Source organism: Mesorhizobium sp. Root552 (assembly GCF_001427285.1).
GTDB lineage: Bacteria > Pseudomonadota > Alphaproteobacteria > Rhizobiales > Rhizobiaceae > Mesorhizobium.
The window spans coordinates 207,171-230,980 of the sequence record NZ_LMFV01000023.1 but is presented as its reverse complement, the minus strand read 5'-3'; the positions used below and the strand labels follow the sequence as shown (position 1 = coordinate 230,980).

The window sequence follows — 23,810 nt, the reverse complement described above, 5'->3', positions numbered from 1 at the left end:
GATGCGGGCCTGCGTCAACCTCAAAGCAACATCCCAAAAGCTGCTTTGACAATCCGGGGCGGCTTGATATCATTTGCATACGAATGAATTTGACCGGCGCCAAAAGCCGGCCGGGCCACGGGAACGGCCCCCGCCTGCGTGGCAAAGGAAGGCAACGTGTGATCCGTTACGCGAAACCCACCAAGGTCGCCGAGGCGCTGTCGCTGCTCGGAGATGATGACTGGCGCATTCTGGCCGGCGGCACCGACTTCTACCCCGCTCAAGGGACCAGGCCAGTGCGCGAGAACATCCTCGATATCAACGGATTGGCAGAGCTTCGCGGCATAGCCGAGACCGAATCCCACTGGATAATAGGAGCGCGCACGAGCTGGGCGCAGGTTGCAGGCGCTCCGTTGCCGGCGTGTTTCGACGCGCTGAGGCAAGCTGCGCGCGAGGTGGGTTCGCAGCAGATACAGAACGTCGCAACGGTGGCCGGCAATCTATGCAACGCCTCGCCAGCGGCCGACGGCGTACCGGCGCTGCTTGTTCTCGACGCGGATGTGGAACTGAACTCGGCGCAGAGAAAACGGCATCTGCCTCTTGGCGACTTCATCCTCGCAAACAGGCGGACCGCCCTGCAGCCGGGCGAAATGGTCACCGCCATCCGCATTCCGAAATCGGCGGCAGTCGGGCAGTCCGCATTCCATAAGCTCGGCGCGCGGCGTTATCTCGTCATCTCGATCGCGATGGCGGCCGTTCGGCTGGTCATTGAAGACGGCATCATAACGAATGCCGCAGTGGCGGTCGGAGCCTGCGCCGCGACTGCCAAGCGGCTTCATGGCATCGAAACCACAATTACCGGCCGCGAGGCGGACCGTTCGATGGCGGAAGCAATCATGTCTGCGCCAATCACGGAGTTGACGCCGATCGACGATGTGCGCGGCACCGCAAGCTACAGGCAGGATGCGGCGCGTGAGATCGTGGCACGCTCAGCGCTCGCGATCGTCGACGAAAGCCTCGGCAAGGCGGCAGCATGAACCCGCGGCTACCGCTCACCGCGTTCGAGGTCAACGGTTCAGCCGTGGCCTTGCCGGTTTCGCCGGTCAAACGGTTAAGCTCGGTGTTGCGCGACGACCTGCACGTGACCGGCGTCAAGGTTGGCTGCGACGCCGGCGATTGCGGCGCCTGCACCGTTCTTGTCGATGGCGAGCCTGTCTGCGCGTGCCTGATGCCGATTGCCTCTGCCGTTGGGACGAAGATCACGACGGTCGAAGGCTTGGGCAATGGTGGTCTGTCGGCGCTGCAAGCTTCTTTCCTCGAACACGGTGCAGCGCAATGCGGCATCTGCACACCTGCCCTTCTGGTGGCCGCGTCAGCTTTGCTGGAACGCAACGCAGAACCCGATGAGGCCGCAGTGCAAGACGCGCTGGGTGGAATTTTGTGCCGCTGCACCGGGTATCGCAAGATCGTCAACGCAGTGATGGCGGCAGCTCGTAAACAAGCCCGCCCCGTTGGCGGCATCGACTTTCGATTGCCCGCGTCCGGCTGCGCGATTGGCTTATCTCCCGTCAGGCTGGATGGAATTGCCAAGGTAACTGGTGCGGAAAAGTATGGGGCGGATTCATTTCCGCCGGACGCGTTAACTGTGCTGGCCGTTCGCTCGCCGTACTATCACGCAAGGTTTTCCTTGGGCGACATCGACGCCTGGAAGAGAATGAACCCAGGCATAGTGGCCGTGTTCACGGCCGCAGACATCCCCGGCATCAACCGCTTCGGCGTCATCCCACCCTTTGCCGATCAGCCGGCATTGGCGGAACGGGAGGTGCGTTTTCGTGGCGAAGCGGTAGCCGTGATCGCAGGGGAACGCGACGCCATCGCCAACCTCGGCCTTGCGGATTTTCCCATTGTCTGGACCGAGCAGCCGCATGTGCTCGAGCCCGGCGCAGCAAACGCCGAAGGCGCACAACTCATCCACGAAAATAGGACGGGCAACATTCTTACCAAGGGTTTCGTCGAGCGCGGCGACCCGGAGGCGGCGCTTGACGGCGCTGCCGTCATCGCTTCCGGCGAAATCGAGACGTCCTATGTCGAGCACGCCTATATCGAACCGGAAGGCGGCTATGCCTATCTCGACGGCGAGACGCTGGTCATCGTTGCCTGCACACAAGCGCCTTACATGGATCGCGACGACACCGCCAAGGTGCTGGCGCTTGCACCAGAGAAAGTCCGCATCGTGCCGACGGCAACCGGCGGAGGATTCGGTTCGAAGCTCGACATTTCGCTGCAGCCGCTGATCGGGCTTGTTGCGCTCAAGACGGGACGCCCGGCGGCGATGGCCTATAGCCGCAACGAATCCATGATATCGACCACCAAGCGGCATCCCGCTTTCATGAAGGCATCGATCGGCACCGATGCGGATGGCCAGATATGCGGTATGGTATTCGATGGCGATTTCAACACCGGCGCCTATGCGAGCTGGGGGCCGACCGTCGCCAACCGGGTTCCGGTCCATGCCTCCGGCCCCTATGCGACCCCCAACTATCGCGCAACCGGCCGCGCCGTTCATACGAATGGACCGATCTCAGGCGCATTCCGCGGCTTCGGCGTGCCGCAAGCAGCCATCATGCAGGAAACCCTGTACGACGAACTTGCCGGCAAGCTTGGCAAGGATCGACTGGATTTCCGTCTGCAAAACTGCCTGCGCGAGGGCAATGTTACTGTTACCGGACAGAAGATGGATGCAAGCGTCGGTATCGCCGATTGCCTCGAGGCGCTGAAGCCGCACTGGGCCCGCGCGCTTGCCGATGCCTCGGCCTTCAACATGAGCAGCGAAAGCGTCAAGCGCGGTGTCGGTGTCGCGTCCTGCTGGTACGGTTGCGGTAACACCTCGCTGCCCAATCCATCGACGATCAAGGTTGCGATTTCACAGGATGGCCATGTCATCCTGCACCAAGGAGCCGTCGATATCGGACAAGGCTCGAATACTGTCATTGCCCAGATATGCGCCGACGCCCTCGGCATGCCGCTGGCAATGTTCCACCTCAAGAGCGCCGATACCGCGATCTCTCCTGATGCCGGCAAGACATCGGCTTCGCGCCAGACTTTCGTCACCGGCAAGGCGGCCGAAAAAGCCGGACGGGTGCTGCGTGAACAGATCCTGCGCTTCGCCAATGTCTCGGCAAAGGCGACGCTGACACTCGATGGCGCAACAGTGGTGGTGCGCGAAGGCGAAGCCGTGCGACGCATCGATCTAGCGGGACTTTCCGCCAATGCCGATGGCTACGTGTTCGAAGCCACGGAAAGTTACGATCCGCCCACCACCCCGCTCGACGCGAAGGGCCAGGGCAAACCCTATGCCGTCTACGGCTATGGTGCGCAGCTCGCCGAGCTGGAAGTCGATCTAAAACTTGGTACGGTCAAGCTGGTGAAGATCACTGCCGCACATGACGTCGGCAAGGCGATCAACCCGGTCATGGTCGAAGGGCAGATCGAGGGTGGCATCGCGCAAGGCATCGGCATGGCGCTTATGGAAGAGTACATTCCAGGCCGCACCGAGAACTTGCACGACTATCTGATCCCGACCATCGGCGACGTGCCGCCGATTGAATCGATCCTTGTCGAAGTCCCGGACAGTGAAGGTCCGTTCGGTGCCAAGGGATTGGGCGAACACGTGCTGATCCCGACCGCACCTGCGATCCTCAACGCTATCCGCCACGCCACCGGCGTGCTCGTCACGAAGGTGCCAGCAACACCGTCACGTATCATGGCGGCGATCCGGGCAAGCGAGGGAAGCCGATGAGCGAGCTTTCGGAACGCTTCGAAACGTATGAAAGCGGCGACAAGCAGGTTGCCGAAAAGATCCGCTGCGATGCCTGCCCGGTCATGTGCTACATCGCGGACGGCCGCACCGGGGCCTGCGACCGGTACGGCAATATCGGCGGGCGCATCGTGCGCATGGACCCGCTCACCATCCTCGACCACTCGGCGGAGACAGGCGGCAGCGTCGTGCCCTTCGTTGCCGAAGGCGAAAACTGGAACGGCGAACTGGTCAATGCCGGTCGCCGCTTTATCACGGCAATAGGAGCTGGCACCACTTACCCCGACTACAAGCCTGCGCCCTTCATCGTCAGCCAGGAAGTCGAAGGCGTGGACCTAGTCACCGTGGTGACCGAGGGCATTTTTTCCTATTGCGGCGTCAAGGTGAAGATCGATACCGACCGTCACCTTGGCCCGGAAACGGCGATGGTACGGGCGCAAGGCGAAGCAATCGGGCACGTGACGACCGGCGAATACGGCTCGCAAATGCTGTCACTGGGCGGCGTTCATCATCTCACTGGCGGCTCGAAGCCGGAAGGGCGCGCCACCTGCGACGCCATGCTGAACCTGTGCAACAAGAAACCGGTGGAGCTTGCCATAGACGGCGGCGCAAACGTGATCGTCGAAGCCGGCAAGCCGCCCATCATCGACGGCAAGCTCGAACGGCGCATGCGCGTGGGCTGCGGCTCGGCCACCATCGGCATGTTCGCCACGCAATGGCGGGGTCTGGTCGATGAGGTGGTGGTCGTTGATGACCACATCACCGGTGTCGTTTCCGAGCATCAGGCCGGCAAGGTTCTGGACTGGCAGGATACCGGCATCAAGATCGTCGGGCGGCGCTCGACACCGGGGCGCTATTTCAAGGTCTCGGAACCTGGTCTCGGCTGGGGTGGAACGACGATTTCCGATCCGTTGTCGATCCTTGGCGAATGGAACCCCAAGAAGGGCGCGAGGCCCGGCCTCTCCATGCTGATGGTTTCCACAACCGGTGAACAGTTCGCCTATTACGAACTGGACGACAATCTGAAGCCGGTCGAGAAACCGTTTCCCGACAGGCTCGCCAAGTCGGTGCGGCTGATCGAGGAAAATTGCGAGCCAGCACTGTGCACCGTGCTTTTCGTCGGTGGCGCAGGTGGTTCGCTACGTGCAGGCGTCACGGAAAACCCGGTCAACCTGACCCGCTCCGTCCATCGGCTGCAGACTTACGTCACGGTCGGAGGCGCACCCGTCTACATCTGGCCGGGCGGCGGCATCACCCTGATGGTGGACGTCACGCGCGTTCCCGACAATGCGTTCGGCTACGTGCCGACGCCGGCGCTGGTGGCGCCAATCGAATTCACCATGCGGCGCGACGCCTATATCCAGCTTGGCGGGCATGAAAAGGAAATCCGCTCGGTCGCCGATATCGTCTCGCATGGCGGAGAGTATCTTAACCCGCGCCAATCGTCGGCGGCTTCGAGCGGAAATCCCTGGCCACCATTGGCACAGTTGCACACGAGCGGAAGCATGTTGCGATGATCGGCCCGCAAGCACACTGGCTGCAGGACGGCAGGCGGTTGCACCTCAACCACGGCCCGATCGACCTGATCATCGAAGCCTTTGGCGACGACGCAGAGCGGCGTGCCGCTTATCGTCAGGCGGTTGCTCGCTTCCAGACCATCCTGCGGGAACTGATGGAAGAACTGACCGAACTGCGCCACCCTGCCGGCGAGACGCCGCGCCGCTTCGCAGGCTCGATTGCGCGCCGCATGGAAGATGCAGTTGCCCCGCTCTCGCACGATTTCATCACGCCCATGGCAGCCGTGGCTGGTTCAGTGGCTGACGAGATGCTGGCGGCGCTTACCGCTGGGCGCAAGCTGACCAAGGCCTATGTCAACAATGGCGGCGACAGCGCTCTGTACCTCACCGAAGGTAACGCGCTGACCCTTGCCATTGCCGGCACAGGACACGGCTTTGCAAACCGCCTCGTCATTCACGCTAAAGACGGTGTTCGCGGCGTAGCTACGAGCGGCTGGCGCGGACGCTCTTTCTCGCTCGGAATAGCCGATGCAGTGACCGTCCTGGCGAAAACCGGGGCCGGGGCTGACGCTGCCGCAACGCTGATTGCCAACGCCGTCAACCTTCCGGGCCATCCGGCTATCGCGCGCACCCCTGCCAGCAGCCTGTCTCCCGACAGCGATCTTGGCGAGCGGCTGGTAACGACGAGTGTCGGATACATCACCCCAATGGAAATCGACACGGCGCTTTCCTCCGGCCTCGCCGTAGCCGAAGACTTTCGCCGGCGTGGCCTGATCCACGCTGCCGGTCTTTTCCTGGCTGGGCAATTCCGCCTGTGCGGCGCGCCCAGGCTCCTCCATCGACACCAAGAATCCAAGGAACCCCTTCATGCCTGAATTTCCGATCCGCAAGGTTGCCGTGCTCACGGAAGATATCTTCCACGAAGGTGGCCCCGCTGCAAAGGAGCCACGCCGGCGAGCCGCAGCGCTGGCTGTCGTGCAGAACCCTTTTGCGGGCCGCTATGTCGAGGAACTCCAACCGGCCATGGAAGACCTGAAGCCGCTTGGCCTGATGTTGACCGACAGGCTGATCGCGGCGCTGGACGGCGACATCAGGTCGATCGACGGCTACGGCAAGGGCGCAATCGTCGGCAGCGCCGGTGAAATCGAACATGGCGCGCTGTGGCATGTTCCGGGCGGCTATGCCATGCGCGCTCGGCTGGGCGAGGCCAAGGCCATCGTCCCGTCAGCCATGAAGGTGGGCGCTTTCGGATCACGCCTCGACGTGCCGCTCGGCCACATCAACGCCGCCTATGTGCGCAGCCATTTCGATGCGTTCGAGGTCGGCTTGTCCGACGGACCGCGACCGGACGAGATCCTGTTTTGCCTGGCGATGAGCTGCGGCGGGCGCATCCATGACCGGATGGGCGGACTTGCCGTCAAGGACATCAAGGTTTGGGACGGCCAGCGGTGAGCATCAGCAGCGTCGATCCGGTGCTGGTCGAAGCGGACGAAGCCGTTCCCGACGACTACCACCTGCAGGATCAGATCGGCTTCATCCTGCGCAAGGCGAACCAGCGCCATCTTGCCATTTTTGCAGCGCGCATCAGCGACCTGACGCCGCCGCAGTTTGCGGCGCTGGCGAAGCTGCACGAAGTCGGCGAGACATCGCAGAACCAGCTCGGCACGCTGATCGCCATGGACGCGGCGACCGTGAAAGGCGTCATCGACCGGCTCAAGGCGCGTGGCCTCGTCGACTACGGCAAGCACGAGGCCGACAAGCGCCTTTTGATGGTCAAATTGACCGCAGACGGCTTTGCCATGATCGAGCGCCTGATCCCGCTCGCCGCCCAGATCACGCTGGAGACGCTGGCTCCTTTGACCGCGCGCGAGATCGGCACGTTGATGCGCCTGCTCGGCAAGATCGCCTAGCGGGCGTAGACCAGTCCTTGCGGGTCGATCTCGGTCTTGCGGCCGGCAACCAGATCGGCAAGGAACCGGCCCGAACCGCAGGCCATGGTCCAGCCGACATGGCCGTGGCCGGTGTCGAGGTAGAGGTTTTCATAGCGCGCTCTGCCGATCACTGGCACGGAATTCGGCATCATCGGCCGCAAGCCTGCCCAAAGCTCGGCCTTCTTCTCGTCGAAGGCACCGGGAAACAATTCGTGCGCGGTCTTGAACATCGGCACGAAGTCCTTCGGCTTGAAAGTACGGTCAAAGCCGGTGAACTCCGCCGTGCAGGAGAGCCGCAAACGGTTGCCGAGGCGCGAATAGCCGACAAGCCTGTCCTCGTCCGCCCCGCCCATGGTCGGCCCCTTGGTCTCGTCCTCGAGCGGAATGGTCGCCGCATAGCCCTTGACCGGGTAGACAGGCAGGTCGACGCCATAGCGACGGCCAAGCAGCCCGCTCTCCGGTCCCATGGCAACGACGACTGCATCGGCGCTGAGCATGCCCGCCGACGTCTTGACCGCGCGCACCTTGCCACCCTCTATGTCGAGGCCTTCGACGGTGGTGTTGAACTGGAATTTCACGCCGAGCTTTTCGGCCGAATAGGCTGCAAGTTTGCCGACGAACTGCCTGGAATCGCCGGTCTGGTCGATCGGCGAATAGACGCCGCCGGCGATCAGATCCTGGGCGCCGGCCAGCCCCGGTTCGATCGCGGCCAGCCGGTCACGACCGACGATGTCAATGGGCAGCCCGTGCTCGGCCAAAAAGCGATAGTTTCCGGCGCCTTCGTCGAGGCTCTTTTGCGAGCGAAAGAAATAAAGGATGCCCTTCTTGCGCTCGTCGTAGGAAATGCCTGTTTCTTCCGACAAAGCGTTGATGCAGTCACGCGAATAGAGCGCAAGGCGCAGCTTCGGCAGCGTGTTGGCCCGTAGCCGCGCCGGGGTGCATTGAGTCAGGAAGCGCAGGCTCCAAAGGTAAAGATAAGGATCGGCGCGCAGCCTGACCCTGATGCCCAGATCATGATTGAAGATGCCGCGCACGAACGTCTTGAGCGCCGCGGGGGACGCCCATGCCGTAGCATCGCCTGGCGAAACCAGACCTGCATTGCAGTAGCTGGTGCCCATCGCAGCGGTTTGGTGGCGCTCGACGACGGTAACGTCGTGGCCGTCGCGGGCGAGGTAGTAGGCGGCAGCCGTGCCTACGACCCCGGCACCCAAGACAAGTATTTTCATGTCAGCCCCTGTGCGCCAACGCGGGCATTTTTCGCGCAGCGGTCGGCCCTCTTAGCGCGTCCATGCCCGTGTTTCGAGAGCGTCACCGGAGAAGCGGTGGATATGTCAGCCACGCGAGGAATTCTTGCCGCTCAGGATACGTTCCCATGCCAGCGCATCGTGGACGATGCCGTCGAGGTCGTCATGCTGCGGCGACCAGCCGAGTTGCTGCCGGGCTGTGTCGGAATTGGCAACCACGGCTGCGGCATCGCCGGCGCGCCGCTCTCCCATGCGGATATCGAAGTCATGGCCGAAGACGCGGCGGACGCTGTCGATGACCTGCAAGACCGAATAGCCATGACCGTAGCCGCAATTGGCGACGAGGTTCTCGCCTCCAATTCTCAGCCGTTGCAGCGCCAGACGGTGGGCGGCCACGAGGTCGCTGACATGGATATAGTCGCGGATGCAGGTGCCGTCAGGTGTCGCATAGTCGGTGCCGAACACCTGCATGAATGGACGCTTGCCCAACGCCGTCTCGCAGGCGACCTTGATCAGATGCGTGGCGCCGGGCGTCGATTGGCCTGTGCGGCCCTTGGGATCGGCCCCGGCGACGTTGAAATAGCGCAGCGCCGTATAGCTGAGGCCGTGGGCGGCGGCGGCATCGCGCAGCATCCACTCGCTCATCAGCTTGGAAAGGCCGTAGGGCGACTCCGGCGAAAGACGCGCATCCTCCTTCACTGGCTCCATGCCTGCGCCGCCATAGACTGCCGCCGTCGAGGAGAAAATGAAATTGCCGACGCCGGCGCGCACCGCCGTTTCGATCAGCGCCCGCGTCTTGCAGGTGTTGTTCTCATAGTAGGCGAGCGGATCGGCAACGGATTCCGGCACGACGATCGACCCGGCGAAATGGATGATCGCATCGACCTCATGTTCGCGGACAAGACATCCGACGAGGTCCTTGTCGGCAATGTCGCCGACCACCAGCCGCGCCTCGGGGGCCACCGCCCATTCGAAGCCGGTCGAAAGACGGTCTATGACAACGACCTCTTCGCCGGCGTCCAGCAATTCCCAGACCATGTGGCTGCCGATATAGCCCGCGCCGCCTGTCACCAAGACTGCCATCTGACCTGCTCTTTCCGCCCTGCCGCGTCCCGGACCCGATGCGCAGGCCACGATGGCGATAATCCGTTAAAAAGCCATAGCGAAAAAGCCGCCCGCGACCGGGAACGTTTTTGTTCCACCGCGATCCAACATTCGAGAAGCCGTAACTTTGACGGGCGTGGCATTATGACCGACCGCGTTCGATGGACGCCGCTTTAGCCAGCAACTAATATTCCTCGCGAAAACCGGGATGCTGAAATGAACTATCAAAGGTTCTTCGAAGAAGCCATCGACCAGCTTCACGCCGAGCGCCGCTACCGCGTCTTTGCCGATCTCGAGCGCATGGTTGGCAAATTCCCGCGCGCTTTGTGGCGCGCCGGCGGCCGCACCCAGGAAATCACCGTCTGGTGCTCGAACGACTACCTCGGCATGGGACAGCACCCCGACGTGGTGCAGGCCTTCCAGGACGCCGGCGGCCGCATGGGTTCGGGCGCGGGCGGGACCCGCAACATCTCCGGCACCAGCAACCCGCTGGTCGAACTCGAACGCGAACTTGCCGACCTGCACGGCAAGGAGGCCGGCCTGGTGTTCACGTCGGGCTTCGTTTCCAACGAGGCGGCGATTTCGACCATCGCGCGGCTTTTGCCGAACTGCCTGATCCTGTCGGACGAACTCAACCATGCGTCGATGATCGAGGGCGTGCGCCGCTCCGGCGCGGAAAAGAAGGTCTTCCGCCATAACGACGTGGCGCATCTGGAAAGCCTGTTGCAGGCCGCGGGCCGCGAACGCGCCAAATTCATCGTGTTCGAAAGCGTCTATTCGATGGACGGCGACATCGCCCCGATCAAGGAGATCGTCGAGCTCGCCGAGAAGTACAACGCCATGACCTACATCGACGAGGTCCACGCCGTCGGCATGTACGGTCCGCGCGGCGGCGGTATCACCGAGCGCGAGGGCCTGGCCCACCGCATCGACGTCATCGAAGGCACGCTCGCAAAGGCATTCGGCACGCTCGGCGGCTATATCACCGGCACGAGCGCTGTGATCGACGCCGTGCGCTCCTATGCTCCGGGCTTCATCTTCACCACGGCGCTGCCGCCGGCAATCGCCGCAGCCGCGACGACCTCCATCCGCCATTTGAAGAACTCGCAGGCCGAGCGCGATGCTCAACAGCGCCAGGCCTCGCACACCAAGCACATATTGTCTGCCGCCGGCCTGCCCGTGATGCCTTCGGTGACACATATCGTGCCGATCCTCGTCGGCGACCCGGAACTGTGCAAGATGGCCAGCGACCGGCTGCTCGGCGTTCACGGCATCTATATCCAGCCGATCAACTATCCGACGGTGCCGCGCGGCACCGAGCGCTTGCGTATCACGCCGACACCGTTCCACTCGGACCAGCTAATCATGGAACTGCAGACCGCGCTCATCGAGACGTGGGACGCACTCGGCATTCCCTACAGCACGGCAGGACGACCAGCCGTTGCCGAAAGCGAGCGTGTCGTTCCGCTGCTGGTGCCGAAGTCCGGCGGCTAGCTTTAGGTCGCTTCGTTCGCACGCACTTCTTCATCGCCTTCGTCATCCTCGGGCAAGCCTGAGCGCAGCGAAAGGCGCGACCCGAGGATCCATGCCGCGGAGATTGTGAGGTGCACGGCTACGCAGGATGGGGACTTTTTGCACCTTGCGCATTGCCGCTTGGTCACGGAATGGATCCTAGGGTCTGCGCAACGGCCTTCGGCCTGCTCCGCCCTAGGATGACGAAGAAATGGGTGTGCTTATTCATCGCCACGCCCGGATTGATCCGTCTGGCCATTGTCAAAGAACTGATCTCATCTGAGAGGTCGGGAGGACGGGCGGCCGTTCGGTCGCTCGTTTAGGTAAGTAGTGCGGCCTTGCGGCCGCCCGTCCGGTGGCTTCCCTCAACCAGTGCACCCATGCCGCAGCTCCAGCCTCAATGGCCGACAACTGCGGGCAACACTGCGCCCGGTTCGAGGGCCGAACTTAGGGGTTCATCACCCAGCCGCACACCGTCATGCGACCAATCCGGCACCGACACCCTTCCCTGATACCCGGTGCGCACCAGGTCTCCCGCAAGGGCGATGAGGGGATTATGGGCGAGACGGAGAGGGCGTGGATAAGGGAGGTGGGAAGTTTTGTGGGTAGGCGTGATTTGTCCACTACGTGATCAGAAGCCTCACAAGAACAACACCCCCCTCTGGCCTGCCGGCCATCTCCCCCTCAAGGGGGGAGATCGGCAGCTTCAAGCTTACAGCCGCCTCTGTGACCTCAGGACCGGATGAAAGCATGGCAATCGCGTGATCTCCCCCTTGAGGGGGAGATGGCCGGCAGGCCAGAGGGGGTGCCTGACGAGGCACTCGACCGGCAACCGGATCGAGCCTCTTCATCAAAAGGGGAGAGTAAGCGCGCTGGTGCCCAGAGTAGTGCCGCGATGTCACGGAATGAACCCCGGATATTCCTTTCTCGCTGCTCGAAAGTGAATTCCGGGATGACGAAACGTAGGGATGCCTTGCTTCAGCCGGGTCATGAGATGACGAAGCGGAGAGGTTGCGGTCGGGCTTGCCCGGCGAAGCGACCGTCCGCCCCTCGAAACGAGCAGAGCGGTGTTGGATGACCGTTACCGGGCAGCCGTGATCCATCGGGCCAGCCGATGCGCGGCTTCCTCGACCTGATCGAGGCGACGGTGGAAACAGAGGCGAAAATAGCGCTCCCACCCGTCGCCGAATGCCGTGCCGGGCGCAAGGCCGACATTGGCCTGATCTATGATATCGAACGCCGCACTTTTCGACTGTTCGATTCCGTCGATGGTGAAGAACAGATAGAATGCGCCTTGAGGCGCCGTGAAGCGTGCACGGCCTGTTTCGGCAAGGATGCCGCAAACGAGATTGCGTGCCTGACGCGCCCGCTCGACCTGTTCGGCGATGAAGGCGTCGCCGCTATCAAGGGCGACCACCGCTCCGCGCTGCATGAACTGCGCCACGCCCGAGGTGGAATACTGGATCAGGTTCTCGAACACCGGCTGCAGGGACGGATGGGCCTTGACCCAGCCCACCCGCCAACCAGTCATCGCCCAGTTCTTGGAGAAACTGTTGACGAACAGGATGCGGTCTTCATCCGCTGCGATATCGAGGAACGAAGGCGCGCGCGGGCCGTCATAATAGAACAGGGAATAGATTTCGTCGGCGATGATCCACAGTCCCTTTGAACGGGCGAGATCGAGGATCGCTTGCAGCGTTTCGCGGTCGGCAGTCCAGCCGGTCGGATTGGACGGCGAATTGATGAAGATGGCGCGCGTGGCAGGCGTGACAGCCGCCGCAATGCGTTCAACATCGCAGAACCAGCCGTTGCCTGACTGCTGGAGCGACACCGGAACCGCCCTTGCCCCGCCGATCCCGGCCGCAGCCGCGAAATTGGGCCAGGCAGGCGTGAGATAGATCACGTCGTCGCCCTTGCCGGCCACGGCATCGATGGCCAACTGGATGGCGTGCATGCCGGACCCGGTAACGATGAAATCGTCGCTGGCGAATTCCCGCCCGAAATGGCGCTGGTAGTAGCGCGCGAGCGCCTGGCGCAGATCCGGTATGCCCTTTTGCCATGTGTAGAAGGTTTCGCCTGCGGCAAGCGCGCGGGAGGCTGCATCGGCGATGAAAGGCGGCGTCGGCAGGTCGCCCTCGCCCGCCCACAACGGGATCAGGCCGGGACGCTCTCGCCCATAGTTCACGACGGCGACGATGCCGCTTTCGGGCGCGGCCAGCGCTTCACCGCGCAGATTCTGAATGAGGGTAATGCCAACTCCGTTCAATGCCGATGGAGTTGCTATCCGGTTTCGGCAAGCCGGAAAACAGAAAACCCCGGCCCTGACGGGCCGGGGTTTTGGTCCAGAGACCCGAATTTTTGCCTATTTGCGGGCGAGCAGGTCGCGAATCTCGGTCAGAAGAGCGACATCGGCCGGAGGCGGCGCTGCTTCAGCAGATGGCTTCTGGCGCTCGACACGCTTGCGGACGTTGTTCACGCCCTTGACCATGAGGAAGATGATCCAGGCCAGAATGAGGAAGTTCAGAACCACGGTGAAGAAGCTGCCGTAGGCAAAGACCGCACCCTGTTCCCTGGCCGCGGCAAGGGAGGTGGCCGTAACCGCCGACGACAGGCCGATAAAGTAGTTGTTGAAGTCAAGGCCACCCAAGATGGCACCGATGATCGGCATGATGATGTCGTTGACGAGCGAATCGACAATCTTGCCGAACGCAGCGCCGATGATGACACCCACCGCCAGGTCCATCACATTACCCCGGGAGATAAACTCCTGAAATTCCTTCAGCATTCGTCCCTCCTAATCATGGCAACTTCCTCGCACGCTGTTGTTGCCGACCAGTTTCCACCCTTCGGACAATAACAGAAACCGTGGGTTGCAAAATGACAAATTTACGCTTCGACTTTCCCTAACGGCAGGATGGATCGCTGCACAGGGGCAAGCCCAAGGTCTTGGTGGACATGGCGTTGCTGCTGTGATTGCTTCGCAGTCTTAGTCAGTTTGAAAGCGAAAAGCCGTGCTTGGCTGGTTGATCGTCATTGCGGCCATACTTTACGTGACGATGCTGTTTGCGGTGGCCAGCATCGGCGACCGGCATGCGGCGCGGCGCGGGCCGATCGCTTCGCGCCCCTACATCTATTCGCTCAGCCTTGCCGTTTACTGCACTTCGTGGACGTTCTTCGGCTCGGTCGGCCTCGCCTCCGAACGCGGACTGGAATTCCTCACCATCTATATCGGGCCGATCCTGATCTTCATCTTCGGCTATCCGCTTTTGAAGCGCATCATCAGGCTCGGCAAAGCGGAAAAGATCACCTCGATTGCCGATTTCCTCGCAGCACGCTACGGCAAGAGCTTCGCGGTGGCGTCGATTGCCACCATCATCGCCTCGATCGGCATCATCCCATACATCGCGCTGCAACTGCGCTCGATTGCCGGTTCAATCGGCCTGATGGTCTCGTTCTATTCGCCGGACGTGATATCGGATGATTTCGTCTACCGGGACGTGGCCTTCCTCGTCGCCTTCCTGCTGGCGGTCTTCGCGGTCTTGTTCGGGACGCGCCATGCCGACGCCACCGAACATCAGGACGGGCTGGTGCTGGCCATGGCGGTGGAGTCGGTCATCAAGCTGGCCGCGTTCCTCGCCGTCGGCACCGCAGTCAGCCTGTTCTTGTTCCACCGGCCCGCCAACCTGTTCGAGGCGATGCAGGCCAACGACATGGTGCAGGCTTCCATTGCCTACCAGACGTCGCCGGCGACGTGGATCGTGCTGACCATGCTCGCGGCCTGCGCGGTGATCATGCTGCCGAGGCAGTTCTACATGACCATTGTGGAGAACCGCAGCGAAAAGGAACTGCGCACCGCAAGCTGGCTGTTTCCGCTCTATCTGGTGCTGATCAACCTGTTCGTGGTCGGCATCGCCTTCGCCGGCCTGACCGTCGTCGGCAGCCAGGCGAGCGCCGACCTCTACGTGCTGGCGGTGCCGCTGTTCAACGGCCGCGACATCATGGCGATGATCGCCTTCATCGGCGGGCTTTCGGCGGCAACCGCGATGGTGATCGTCGAGAGCGTCGCGCTCTCCATCATGATCTCGAACGACCTCGTCATCCCGCTGTTCCTGCGCCGCCTGTTGAAGCCGGCGCCGGGCGAACGCGAGGACTGGTCGAAGGTCATCCTGGTCATCCGGCGCACGTCGATTTTCTGCATCCTGTTCGCCGGTTTCCTCTACTACCTCGAAATGGCCGACAACGTGCGGCTGGTGGCGTTCGGGCTGATCTCGTTTGCCGCGATCGCGCAGTTCGCGCCGGCCTTCGTAGGCGGGCTGATCTGGCGCGGGGCCAATGCAAGGGGGGCCGCGCTCGGCATGCTGGCGGGCATACTGGTGTGGGCCTACACGCTGTTCATCCCGTCGGTGCTGCCGCCCGAGACGGCTTTCCTCGTCAACGGCCCGTTCGGACTTACGGCGCTGAAGCCGCAGGCGCTGTTCGGGACCAGCGGCGAACCGCTCAACCACGGCGTTCTGTGGAGCCTTGCCGTCAACATCGCGTTTTACGTGCTGGGCTCGCTGTCGCGCGCATCCAAGCCGCGCGAGCGCATCCAGGCGGCGATCTTCGTGCCGCGCGAAGCCAACCCGATGCCGAGCCTGAGACGCTTCCGCACCAGCGTCACCGTCGATGAAATGAAGGATACGATCTCGCGCTATCTCGGCGTCGAGCGCACCGAGCGTTCGTTCCAGTCGTTCGAGCAACGCGAAGGGCGAGCCATTCCCGGCCATTCGCCGGCCAGCATCGAGACGATCCGCTTCGGCGAGCAATTGCTGGCGAGCGCGGTCGGCTCGTCATCGGCGCGGCTTATCCTGTCGCTTCTGGTGCAGCGCCACGACCGGTCGGCGAAGGATGCATTCCGCCTGCTCGACGACGCCTCCGACGCGCTGCAGCAGAACCGCGACCTGCTGCAGATCGCGCTCGACCAGATGGAACAGGGCATCACGGTGTTCGACAAGGATCTGCGCCTGACCTGCTGGAACAGGCAGTACAGGCTCTTGTTCGAACTGCCGGACGACATGGGGCAGGTCGGCGTGTCGCTCGGCCAGATCCTCGCCTTCCTCGCGCATCGCGGCGACATACCGGAGGTTGAGGAAGCGAGCACGCTGGACCGGCTGACCAGCTTCGGCGAACCGTGGCAACTGGAACTGAGGACAAGCGGGCGGACGATCGAACTGCGCTCCAACCCGATGCCGGACGGCGGCATCGTCGCCACCTATGCCGACATCACCCGGCGCGTGCAGGCCGACATCGCGCTGAAGCGCGCCAACGAGACGCTGGAGCAGCGCGTCGTCACCCGGACGGCCGAGCTTATGCTGGTCAACGACGAACTGGCGCAGGCGCAAAAGATCGCCGAGGAGGCAAATCTCAGCAAGACGCGCTTCCTGGCGGCGGTCGGCCACGACATCCTGCAGCCGCTGAACGCAGCCCGGCTTTATTGCTCCTCGCTTATCGAGAAGGCTGGCAGGGGGCCGGCGGGGGACGCCGCGGTCAACATCGAGTCGTCGCTGGAGTCGGTTGAAAACATCCTCGGCGCGGTGCTGGATATCTCACGCCTCGACGCGGGTGCGATGAAGCCCGACGAAACGACGTTCCGGCTCGACAGCCTGCTGCAACAGATAGCCACCGACTTCCAGCCGATGGCATCGGCCAAGAACCTCGAGCTTACCATCGTGCCGTCCTCGCTCAGCGTGAGGACCGGGCGCAACCTGTTCCGCCGCCTGATCCAGAACCTCGTTTCCAACGCCATCAAATATACAAGGCAGGGCCGCGTGCTGGTCGGCGTGCGCCGGCGCGGCAACTTGCTTGAAATCCAGGTCATCGACACAGGCATCGGCATAGCGGGCAGCAAGCTCAACACCGTCTTCCGCGAATTCACCCGCCTCGACGAGGGCGCGCGCGAAGCGGAAGGGCTTGGCCTCGGGCTGTCGATCGTCGACCGCATCGCGCGCGTGCTGCAACTCGAGATCCGCATCTTCTCGAACGAAGGCAAGGGCACCCGTTTCTCGGTCATCCTGCCGATAGCGGCCGACGTGCAACCTGCACCACTGGTCACCGACGCGCCGCCGGTGCGCTCGATCATGTCGCTTGCCGATCTCAACGTGCTTTGCATCGACAATGACATCCGCATTCTCGAAGGCATGCGCCTGTTGCTGGAAGGCTGGGGCTGCAACGTCGCGGCGTTCTCCGGCTGGCAGGCGTTCAAGGCCGGACAGGCGGGTACGCCGCCTCCCGATGTCATCCTCGCGGACTATCATCTCGATGGCGAAAACGGCCTCGATGTCATCGAGAAACTGCGCAAACTCTACGGCATCGAAATACCGGCCATGCTCGTCACCGCAGACCGTTCAAGCGAAGTGCGTTCGGCTGCAGACGCGCTCGATATCGCGGTGATCAACAAGCCGCTGAAGCCGGCGGTGCTGCGCACCATGATGGCGCGGGCAAGGCCCATGGCAACCGCGGACTGACCTCTTGCCGGCTATACGGCCGAAAGAGGATCGGTCCCGATCTTGGAAAGCTGGATTACGGCCTGGGTGCGGCTGTCCACGCCGAGCTTTTGCAGGATCGCCGACACATGCGCCTTCACCGTCGCCTCGGAGACGCTGAGCTCATAGGCGATCTGCTTGTTGAGCAGCCCTTCCCCAAGCATGCCCAGGACGCGCGTCTGCTGCGGCGTCAATGTCTGCAAACGCTTGATGAGTTCGGAGACTTCAGGGTCGCGCTCGACACCCAGATCAAGCCCGATCGGAGCGGCGATGCCACCGGCGAGAACGGTCTGCACCGCGTCCCGGATTTCGTCCATGCTTGCCGACTTCGAAATGAAGCCGGACGCGCCAAGGTCGAGCGCGCGGCGGATCGTGACCGGATCGTCATGCGCCGAGACGACCACCATCGGCACCGATGGGTGAATGCCTCGCAGCGATATCAGGCCCGACAGCCCGCTTGCGCCGGGCATGGACAGATCGAGCAGCACGAGATCGATGTCTTCATTTGCGACCACCAAAGCCTTGGCGCTCTCAAAGTCGCCAGCTTCGTGAATGGAAGAAGCGCCGCCGATGCCGGCAATTGCCTCCTTCAACGCACCGCGAAACAAAGGGTGGTCGTCGGCGATGACGAAAGTGTAGCCCACCGGCAATGGTTCCTCCCCCGACCCCTGTGTTATACTTTCTTGCGGGATCAAGCTGCCGAGATTATGCGTCGATATCCAGCGTTTTCAAGCGCAAACACCGGCTATATGGCTTTGCCAACAGTAATAGTCAAACCAACTATGGTGTAGGACACTGCTCTGGCGCCCTTCGGTCCGATTTGCCGCAGGCGCGCCAGATCAACTCAGGTCTTTTGCGGCGCCGGCTTGCCGGCGTCGCCGCCGTTGTCCTTTTCCATATCCTTGACGATGCCGAGGAAGCCGCGCAGGAAGCGCTCCATATAGCTCATCGTCTTGTTGAATTCCTCCTCGCTCGGCAGGCTGGATTCCAGCTTTGCGGCGAGCGAGTTCTCGAGCTTGGTGACGCGCCCGTTCAAATCCTCGATCGAGCGGTTCAGCCGGTCGATCTCGTCCATCGCCGCGGCGCGCTCATCGGCAGCCATGCGGCAGACCAGTTGCCCCGACTTTTCTTCGCAGCTCGACATGGCGCCGGTCTCGGTGTCCATGCGGACGTAACCGTTTGCGGTCTTTTCCAACTGATAGCGGGCGGCTTCCTGCGCCTGAACGGGCGCTGCCGCAAAAAATGCCAGCAACGAGGGAACGACGATGTGTGAAAGGCGCATCTTGTCCTCCATCGGATCAGTATACCTATGCCGATACACATAGCAGGCGTTTGCGCCGGAAATGGGGATGGCCTTGTTCCCGCCCTTCCCTGCCGGCAGGCTTCCAGCTATAGCCCGGCTATGTCTCAGCTTATTTACAAGATAGTGCCGAAATCGCTGTGGCGCGAGGCTGAAGCCGCCGGTGTGTTTACCGGCGCTCCGGTCGATATCGCGGACGGGTTCATCCATTTCTCGACGGCCAGCCAGGCCAGGGAAACTGCCACCAAGCATTTCGCCGGCCAGGACAACCTGCTGATCGCGGCAATCGACGGCGACCGGCTTGGTCCCGCCCTGCGCTACGAGCCTTCGCGCGGCGGCGCGCTGTTTCCTCATCTCTATGGTCCGCTGCCGCTGGAAAACGTGGTCTGGGTCAAACCGCTGCCGCTCGGCGCCGATGGGTTGCATGTCTTTCCAAAACTGGAGCAGGAATGAGCGCATTCGACGCTATAGGCCGCCGGCTGCTGTTCAGCCTCGATCCCGAGACAGCGCATGGCCTTTCGATTGCCACGCTGCGGTGCGGGGTGCCGGTGGCCGCCAAACCGCAAGCGGACGAGCGGCTGCGGGTTGGCCTGTGCGGCCTCAACTTTCCCAATCCCCTCGGCATGGCGGCAGGATATGACAAAAACGCCGAAGTGCCGGATGGGCTGCTCGGGCTTGGCTTCGGCTTCGCCGAAGTCGGCACGGTGACGCCGCTGGCGCAACCCGGCAATCCGAAGCCACGCATCTTTCGCCTTACCGAAGACGAAGCAGTCATCAACCGGCTCGGCTTCAACAATGAAGGCCATGACGCGGCGGAGAAACGGCTCGTCGCCAGAAAGGGGCGACCCGGCATCGTTGGCGTCAATATCGGCGCCAACAAGGACAGCACCGACCGCATCGCCGACTATGAGCGCGGCGTGCTGCGGTTTGCCGCGCTGGCATCGTATCTCACCGTCAACATTTCCTCTCCCAACACGCCCGGCCTGCGCAACATGCAAGCGCGCGAGCAGCTCGCGGAACTATTGTCGCGAGTGACGGACGCGCGCGCCAGATCGGGCGCGCAGCCGCCCATTTTCCTCAAGATCGCTCCCGACCTTGCCGAGGCAGAGCTTGAAGACATTGCCGCAGAGGTTTCGGAACGGGACGTTGACGGGGTCATTGTTTCCAACACGACGATTTCGCGCCCGCCGCTGAAAAGTGCTGCCCTTGCACGCGAAACGGGTGGCCTTTCGGGCAAGGTGCTGTTCGAGCGCTCGACCGTCGTTCTGGCCAAGATGCGCAAGCTGCTCGGACCCAAGCGGGCGATCATCGGCGTCGGCGGCGTGAACTCGGCTGAAAGCGCATTGGAGAAGATCCGCGCCGGCGCCGATCTCGTCCAGCTTTACACCTCGATGATCTATGCAGGGCCGGCCCTGCCGGGGCGCATCGTTTCGGGCATGAGCCAAGCTGTTGCAAAACAAGGCCTCAAATCCGTCAGCGAGTTGCGCGGCCAGTCGCTCGACATATGGGCCGCCAAGGCCCTTTGAGGGCCAAAGCGTGTCGCGATCTTTCAGGTTCGCTCAACACGCTTTGGCGCTCTGATTTCATCCATGTCTTTGTCCCGAAACCGGTTCCCACTTTCGGGAGACATGCATTAGCGATCCACGGTTGAAAATGTCGTGCGGGTCCGGCGCGGCAGGATCATCAGCATGGTGAAGCCGCGCACCAGCAAAAACACATGCAGCGCGGCCCACAGGCCGTGGTTTCCATAGAGATGCGCAAGCGTAAAAAGCGCGGCCAGGAAGGCCAGGAGTGCGATCAGCATGGCGTTGCGCATGTCGCGGGACCACGTCGCGCCGATGAAGACGCCGTCCATCTGGAAGGCCAGCACACCGCTCAGCGCCGTGAGGGCCGCCCACGGTAGATAGATGTCGGCGACATCGCGCACGTCCGGCGCGGTTGTGATCACGGCAACCAGATCGACGCCGAACACCAGGAATATCAGCGCAGCCCCACCCGACAGGCCGAAGCCCCAATAGAGCGTCAGGCGCACCGCCCGCCGGAACGAGCTTTCCGCAAATGCGCCAACCGCGCGCCCGGAAAGCTGTTCGGCGGCGCTGGCAAAGCCGTCGAGGAAGTAGCCGCCGACGAGGAAGAAGTTCATCAACACGGCGTTTGCGGCAAGGGTGACGGTGCCGAACTGCGCACCCTGCCGGGTGAAGAGCGCAAAGGCTATGAGCAAGGAGAAGGAACGGATCATGATGTCTCGGTTGAGCGTCATCATGTGGGTGATGGCGGCCATGTCGAAGATGCGTGCGACCGGCAGCGGCGACTTGTGAAACCGGTTGAGAAGAATGGCCAACCCGACCAGCATGGCGACGAACTCACCGCAAACGGTCGCCCACGCCACGCCGGCGACACCCCAGCCGAGCTCCAGCCCAAGCAAAATGCAGAGCGCGATGTTGATGCCGTTGAGCACAAGCTGGAGGATCAGGCCCAATCCGCCCTCCCCCCGGCCGAGCACGTAGCCAAGGATGGCGTAGTTGACGAGCGAGAACGGGGCGGCCAGCAGGCGAATGCGAACGTAAGTGTCCATGGCTTCGTTGACCGTGGCCTCCGCGCCCATGAACCATTGCCCGCCGATCGAAAAGAAAGGGGCCAGTGCCGCCATTGCCACGCCTGTCACGACGGCAATCAGGACCGCGCGCCAGAAAACCGCCTGCTCCTCCATCGCATCGCCGCGCCCGAAGGCCTGTGACACCAGCCCGGTCGTTCCTGAGCGCAGGAAATTGAAGGTGCTGAACACGACGTCGAAGACGAGTGCACCTGCCGCCAGGCCGCCAAGCAAGGCGGCATCGCCAAGCTGCCCGACAACGGCGGTGTCGGTGAGGCCGAGCAGCGGCGTCGTCAGATAGGCGAGCGTCATCGGCAAGGCGATTGCCAGCACCGAACGATTGGTCACTGCGAAGGGCTTGGAGATTGGCGCTGTTGTCTGATCCAAATTGGGTTCCGCCCGGTTCGATGCCGGCTTGCCTAAAGCGCGTCGCGATTTTTCAAATGCGCCTGGCGCGCCTTGGTCTCACAATTCATGCATGTCTTTATCCCGAAACCGGTTCCCACTTTCGGCAGACATGCACTAAATCAATTCCCGTAAAAGCGCGACGCGGTTTCGCCTCTGGAATTGCATAAAAACAAATAGATAGAGATTTCTACTCGGGTTCAATCGAAGGTTTGCGGCAGCGCCTGCAATGCACCGGAAAGTTGCCTGGTGCAGATGCTAACCCGGAGCGAAGCGAAGCCCTAGAGCGTTCCCGAACCCTGCGGCTTTGCATTGGCAAGCTGGATGAAGCTGAAGTTCTTTTCATCCCGGCCCGCTTCGCGACAATGCGTGCAGAAGAAATAAGGCCGCAGGTCGGCATCCAGGCAGCCGTGATCCGCCCCCAGCATCCCGATCATCATCTCCATGTCGAGCATAGTCTGCTTGTTGCAGGTCGAGCAGATCATGGAAATGGACCCACCCAAGGCTTTCACCTTGCCGAGCGTGTCAACCTTGTGGGGAAAGGTGAGCTTCATGCCGGCCAGCATAACAGCTTAGACAGCATGAATCATCGCCAACCGCGTGTTCCAGCAGCAGCAGTTCCGCGCATCGAAGGGCATGGGCTAGCCTTCCAGAAGCGACTTCAAGTCTCGCTGCGGCTCGGACAGAAGGGCCTTGTCGGGCGACCTGCCGGAATCGAGCAAACGCTTGGCTACCATGTAGGCACGCGGATCGTTCATCGCATCGACGGCAAGCAACCGGTCTTTCGAGTAATACCAGAAAGACGCAGTTCGTCCGTCGACCCGGCGCGCGACAATCTCGTCGAAGCCAGCCGAGAGGCCGGCGATCTGGAGTTTCGTGTCATACTGATCCGACCAGAACCAGGGCTTGGCGATGTACGGCGTCCTGTCTCCCATTATGACGGATGCGGCTTTCTCGGCCTGGTCGATTGCATTGCCGACACTTTCAAGGCGCAGGCGTCCCTCGCGGTACGGAAACGACGCACAATCGCCGGCGGCGAGGATGTCGGGGTCCGATGTCTCGCAAAAGGCGTTGACCCGGATTCCGTTCTCCACCGCCAGGCCCGACTCTTCCGCTAATTGCTGATTGGGTCGAATGCCAATGCCCACGACCGCGAAATCCAGCTCAAGTTCCGTGCCATCCGACAAGGTGGCGCCGACGACACGGCCATCGCGGCCATTCAGCCTGGCGAGGCTGGTGTTCTCAAGGATCGTCACGCCATGGGCGCGATGAAGATCACGAAACCAGTCGGATGTTTCGGAAGACGCCACGCGCTTCAAAATACGGTCCGCAGCCTCGACCAGCGTTGTCTTGACGCCGTTCTTTGCCGCGACGGCGGCAGCTTCCAGCCCGATGTAACCGCCCCCTATCACCAGCGCACGGCAGTCGGCGCGGAATTCTTCGGCCATGGCGTCGGCATCCGCCAGATTGCGGACGTAGTAGACTCCGGCAAGATCGCCGCCCAGTGAAGCGGGCAGACGTATCGGCGTCGAGCCCGTGCAAAGCACGATCCTGTCGTAGCGCAGGCGCTGGCCGTCCGAGAACTCGACTGTCTTGGCTTCGCGATCAATGCGGGTTGCTCTGACGCCGGTCAAAAGCGCGATGGAGCGTTCCTCGTAAAAGGGCAGCGGGCGAAGCAGCAACCGCTCCAGGGACATCTCACCTTGCAGATAGGCTTTGCTGAGGGGCGGGCGCTGGTAGGGAGGCTGCGGTTCCTCGCCGACGAGAGCGAGGTCGCCTGAATATCCCAGGGCGCGGAGTTTCGAGCAGCAAGAAAACCCTGCCTGACCGGCACCGATCACAACAATGCTGTCAACAGGCACGCTTCAGCTTCCTTTTTGTTGTCTC

At 62.4% G+C, this 23,810-nt stretch carries 19 protein-coding genes; 10 read left to right on the top strand and 9 right to left on the bottom strand.

Going from position 1 to position 23,810, the window contains the following annotated elements:
* Positions 1 to 158: 158 nt before the first annotated feature.
* The 6 genes from ASD50_RS11875 to ASD50_RS11850 are packed head-to-tail and all read left to right on the top strand — an operon-like array spanning position 159 to position 7,223.
* Complete coding sequence (locus ASD50_RS11875; protein WP_056241526.1) at positions 159 to 1,016, top strand: FAD binding domain-containing protein; 858 nt, start codon at positions 159 to 161, stop codon at positions 1,014 to 1,016.
* The gene (locus ASD50_RS11870) at positions 1,013 to 3,778 is read left to right on the top strand and encodes a molybdopterin-dependent oxidoreductase (protein ID WP_056241041.1); all 2,766 of its coding nucleotides are present in this window, start codon (positions 1,013 to 1,015) and stop codon (positions 3,776 to 3,778) included. Before ASD50_RS11875 ends, ASD50_RS11870 begins: the two co-directional genes overlap by 4 nt.
* Entirely contained in the window at positions 3,775 to 5,313 is a 1,539-nt protein-coding gene (locus ASD50_RS11865; protein ID WP_056241038.1) for a hypothetical protein, read from the top strand. The genes ASD50_RS11870 and ASD50_RS11865 overlap by 4 nt, the downstream gene beginning before the upstream one ends.
* Complete coding sequence (locus ASD50_RS11860; protein ID WP_056241025.1) at positions 5,310 to 6,188, top strand: UPF0280 family protein; 879 nt, start codon at positions 5,310 to 5,312, stop codon at positions 6,186 to 6,188. The genes ASD50_RS11865 and ASD50_RS11860 overlap by 4 nt, the downstream gene beginning before the upstream one ends.
* On the top strand, positions 6,181 to 6,765 hold the full coding sequence (locus ASD50_RS11855; RefSeq protein ID WP_056241022.1) for an amino acid synthesis family protein: 585 nt from the start codon (positions 6,181 to 6,183) through the stop codon (positions 6,763 to 6,765). The genes ASD50_RS11860 and ASD50_RS11855 overlap by 8 nt, the downstream gene beginning before the upstream one ends.
* Positions 6,762 to 7,223, top strand: coding sequence for a MarR family winged helix-turn-helix transcriptional regulator (locus tag ASD50_RS11850; RefSeq protein WP_413813888.1), 462 nt, complete (start codon positions 6,762 to 6,764; stop codon positions 7,221 to 7,223). The genes ASD50_RS11855 and ASD50_RS11850 overlap by 4 nt, the downstream gene beginning before the upstream one ends.
* Here the strand turns inward: ASD50_RS11850 and ASD50_RS11845 are convergent.
* Both ASD50_RS11845 and galE read right to left on the bottom strand, forming a co-directional pair.
* On the bottom strand, positions 7,220 to 8,470 hold the full coding sequence (locus ASD50_RS11845; RefSeq protein WP_056241019.1) for a D-amino acid dehydrogenase: 1,251 nt from the start codon (positions 8,468 to 8,470) through the stop codon (positions 7,220 to 7,222). The two genes, ASD50_RS11850 and ASD50_RS11845, sit on opposite strands and share 4 nt — an antisense overlap.
* A 105-nt stretch (positions 8,471 to 8,575) precedes the next feature.
* Positions 8,576 to 9,571, bottom strand: coding sequence for a UDP-glucose 4-epimerase GalE (gene galE / locus ASD50_RS11840; RefSeq protein WP_056241016.1), 996 nt, complete (start codon positions 9,569 to 9,571; stop codon positions 8,576 to 8,578).
* 237 nt (positions 9,572 to 9,808) lie between these two features.
* Here galE and hemA point away from each other — a divergent pair, with 237 nt between their 5' ends.
* On the top strand, positions 9,809 to 11,086 hold the full coding sequence (hemA, locus tag ASD50_RS11835; RefSeq protein ID WP_056241012.1) for a 5-aminolevulinate synthase: 1,278 nt from the start codon (positions 9,809 to 9,811) through the stop codon (positions 11,084 to 11,086).
* 1,099 nt (positions 11,087 to 12,185) lie between these two features.
* Here the strand turns inward: hemA and ASD50_RS11830 are convergent.
* Positions 12,186 to 13,355 carry a pyridoxal phosphate-dependent aminotransferase gene (locus ASD50_RS11830; protein WP_056241521.1) on the bottom strand — a complete coding sequence of 390 codons (1,170 nt, stop codon included), beginning with the start codon at positions 13,353 to 13,355 and terminating at the stop codon, positions 12,186 to 12,188.
* Between the two features lie 111 nt (positions 13,356 to 13,466).
* Positions 13,467 to 13,889: a large conductance mechanosensitive channel protein MscL gene (gene mscL, locus ASD50_RS11825; RefSeq protein WP_056241010.1), complete on the bottom strand. Its 423-nt coding sequence runs from the start codon at positions 13,887 to 13,889 to the stop codon at positions 13,467 to 13,469.
* 226 nt (positions 13,890 to 14,115) lie between these two features.
* On the opposite strand from mscL, the gene ASD50_RS11820 reads away from it, so the two are divergent.
* Positions 14,116 to 17,607, top strand: a complete 3,492-nt coding sequence (locus ASD50_RS11820; protein WP_056241007.1) for a PAS domain-containing hybrid sensor histidine kinase/response regulator — start codon at positions 14,116 to 14,118, stop codon at positions 17,605 to 17,607.
* 11 nt (positions 17,608 to 17,618) lie between these two features.
* Here the strand turns inward: ASD50_RS11820 and ASD50_RS11815 are convergent, their stop codons facing one another.
* Entirely contained in the window at positions 17,619 to 18,275 is a 657-nt protein-coding gene (locus tag ASD50_RS11815; protein ID WP_056241002.1) for a response regulator transcription factor, read from the bottom strand.
* Between the two features lie 194 nt (positions 18,276 to 18,469).
* Positions 18,470 to 18,907, bottom strand: a complete 438-nt coding sequence (locus tag ASD50_RS11810) for a hypothetical protein (RefSeq protein WP_056241518.1) — start codon at positions 18,905 to 18,907, stop codon at positions 18,470 to 18,472.
* A 120-nt stretch (positions 18,908 to 19,027) separates the two neighbouring features.
* On the opposite strand from ASD50_RS11810, the gene ASD50_RS11805 reads away from it, so the two are divergent.
* The gene (locus tag ASD50_RS11805; protein WP_056240998.1) at positions 19,028 to 19,378 is read left to right on the top strand and encodes a DUF952 domain-containing protein; all 351 of its coding nucleotides are present in this window, start codon (positions 19,028 to 19,030) and stop codon (positions 19,376 to 19,378) included.
* Positions 19,375 to 20,451: a quinone-dependent dihydroorotate dehydrogenase gene (locus ASD50_RS11800; RefSeq protein WP_056240995.1), complete on the top strand. Its 1,077-nt coding sequence runs from the start codon at positions 19,375 to 19,377 to the stop codon at positions 20,449 to 20,451. Before ASD50_RS11805 ends, ASD50_RS11800 begins: the two co-directional genes overlap by 4 nt.
* 107 nt (positions 20,452 to 20,558) lie before the next feature.
* Here the strand turns inward: ASD50_RS11800 and ASD50_RS11795 are convergent, their stop codons facing one another.
* The 3 genes from ASD50_RS11795 to ASD50_RS11785 all read right to left on the bottom strand — a co-directional run bounded on the left by ASD50_RS11795 (position 20,559) and on the right by ASD50_RS11785 (position 23,785).
* Complete coding sequence (locus ASD50_RS11795) at positions 20,559 to 21,905, bottom strand: MATE family efflux transporter (protein ID WP_056240990.1); 1,347 nt, start codon at positions 21,903 to 21,905, stop codon at positions 20,559 to 20,561.
* A gap of 299 nt (positions 21,906 to 22,204) precedes the next feature.
* Complete coding sequence (locus ASD50_RS11790; protein ID WP_156465049.1) at positions 22,205 to 22,477, bottom strand: hypothetical protein; 273 nt, start codon at positions 22,475 to 22,477, stop codon at positions 22,205 to 22,207.
* Between the two features lie 87 nt (positions 22,478 to 22,564).
* Entirely contained in the window at positions 22,565 to 23,785 is a 1,221-nt protein-coding gene (locus ASD50_RS11785) for an NAD(P)/FAD-dependent oxidoreductase (RefSeq protein ID WP_156465048.1), read from the bottom strand.
* Positions 23,786 to 23,810 lie beyond the last annotated feature (25 nt).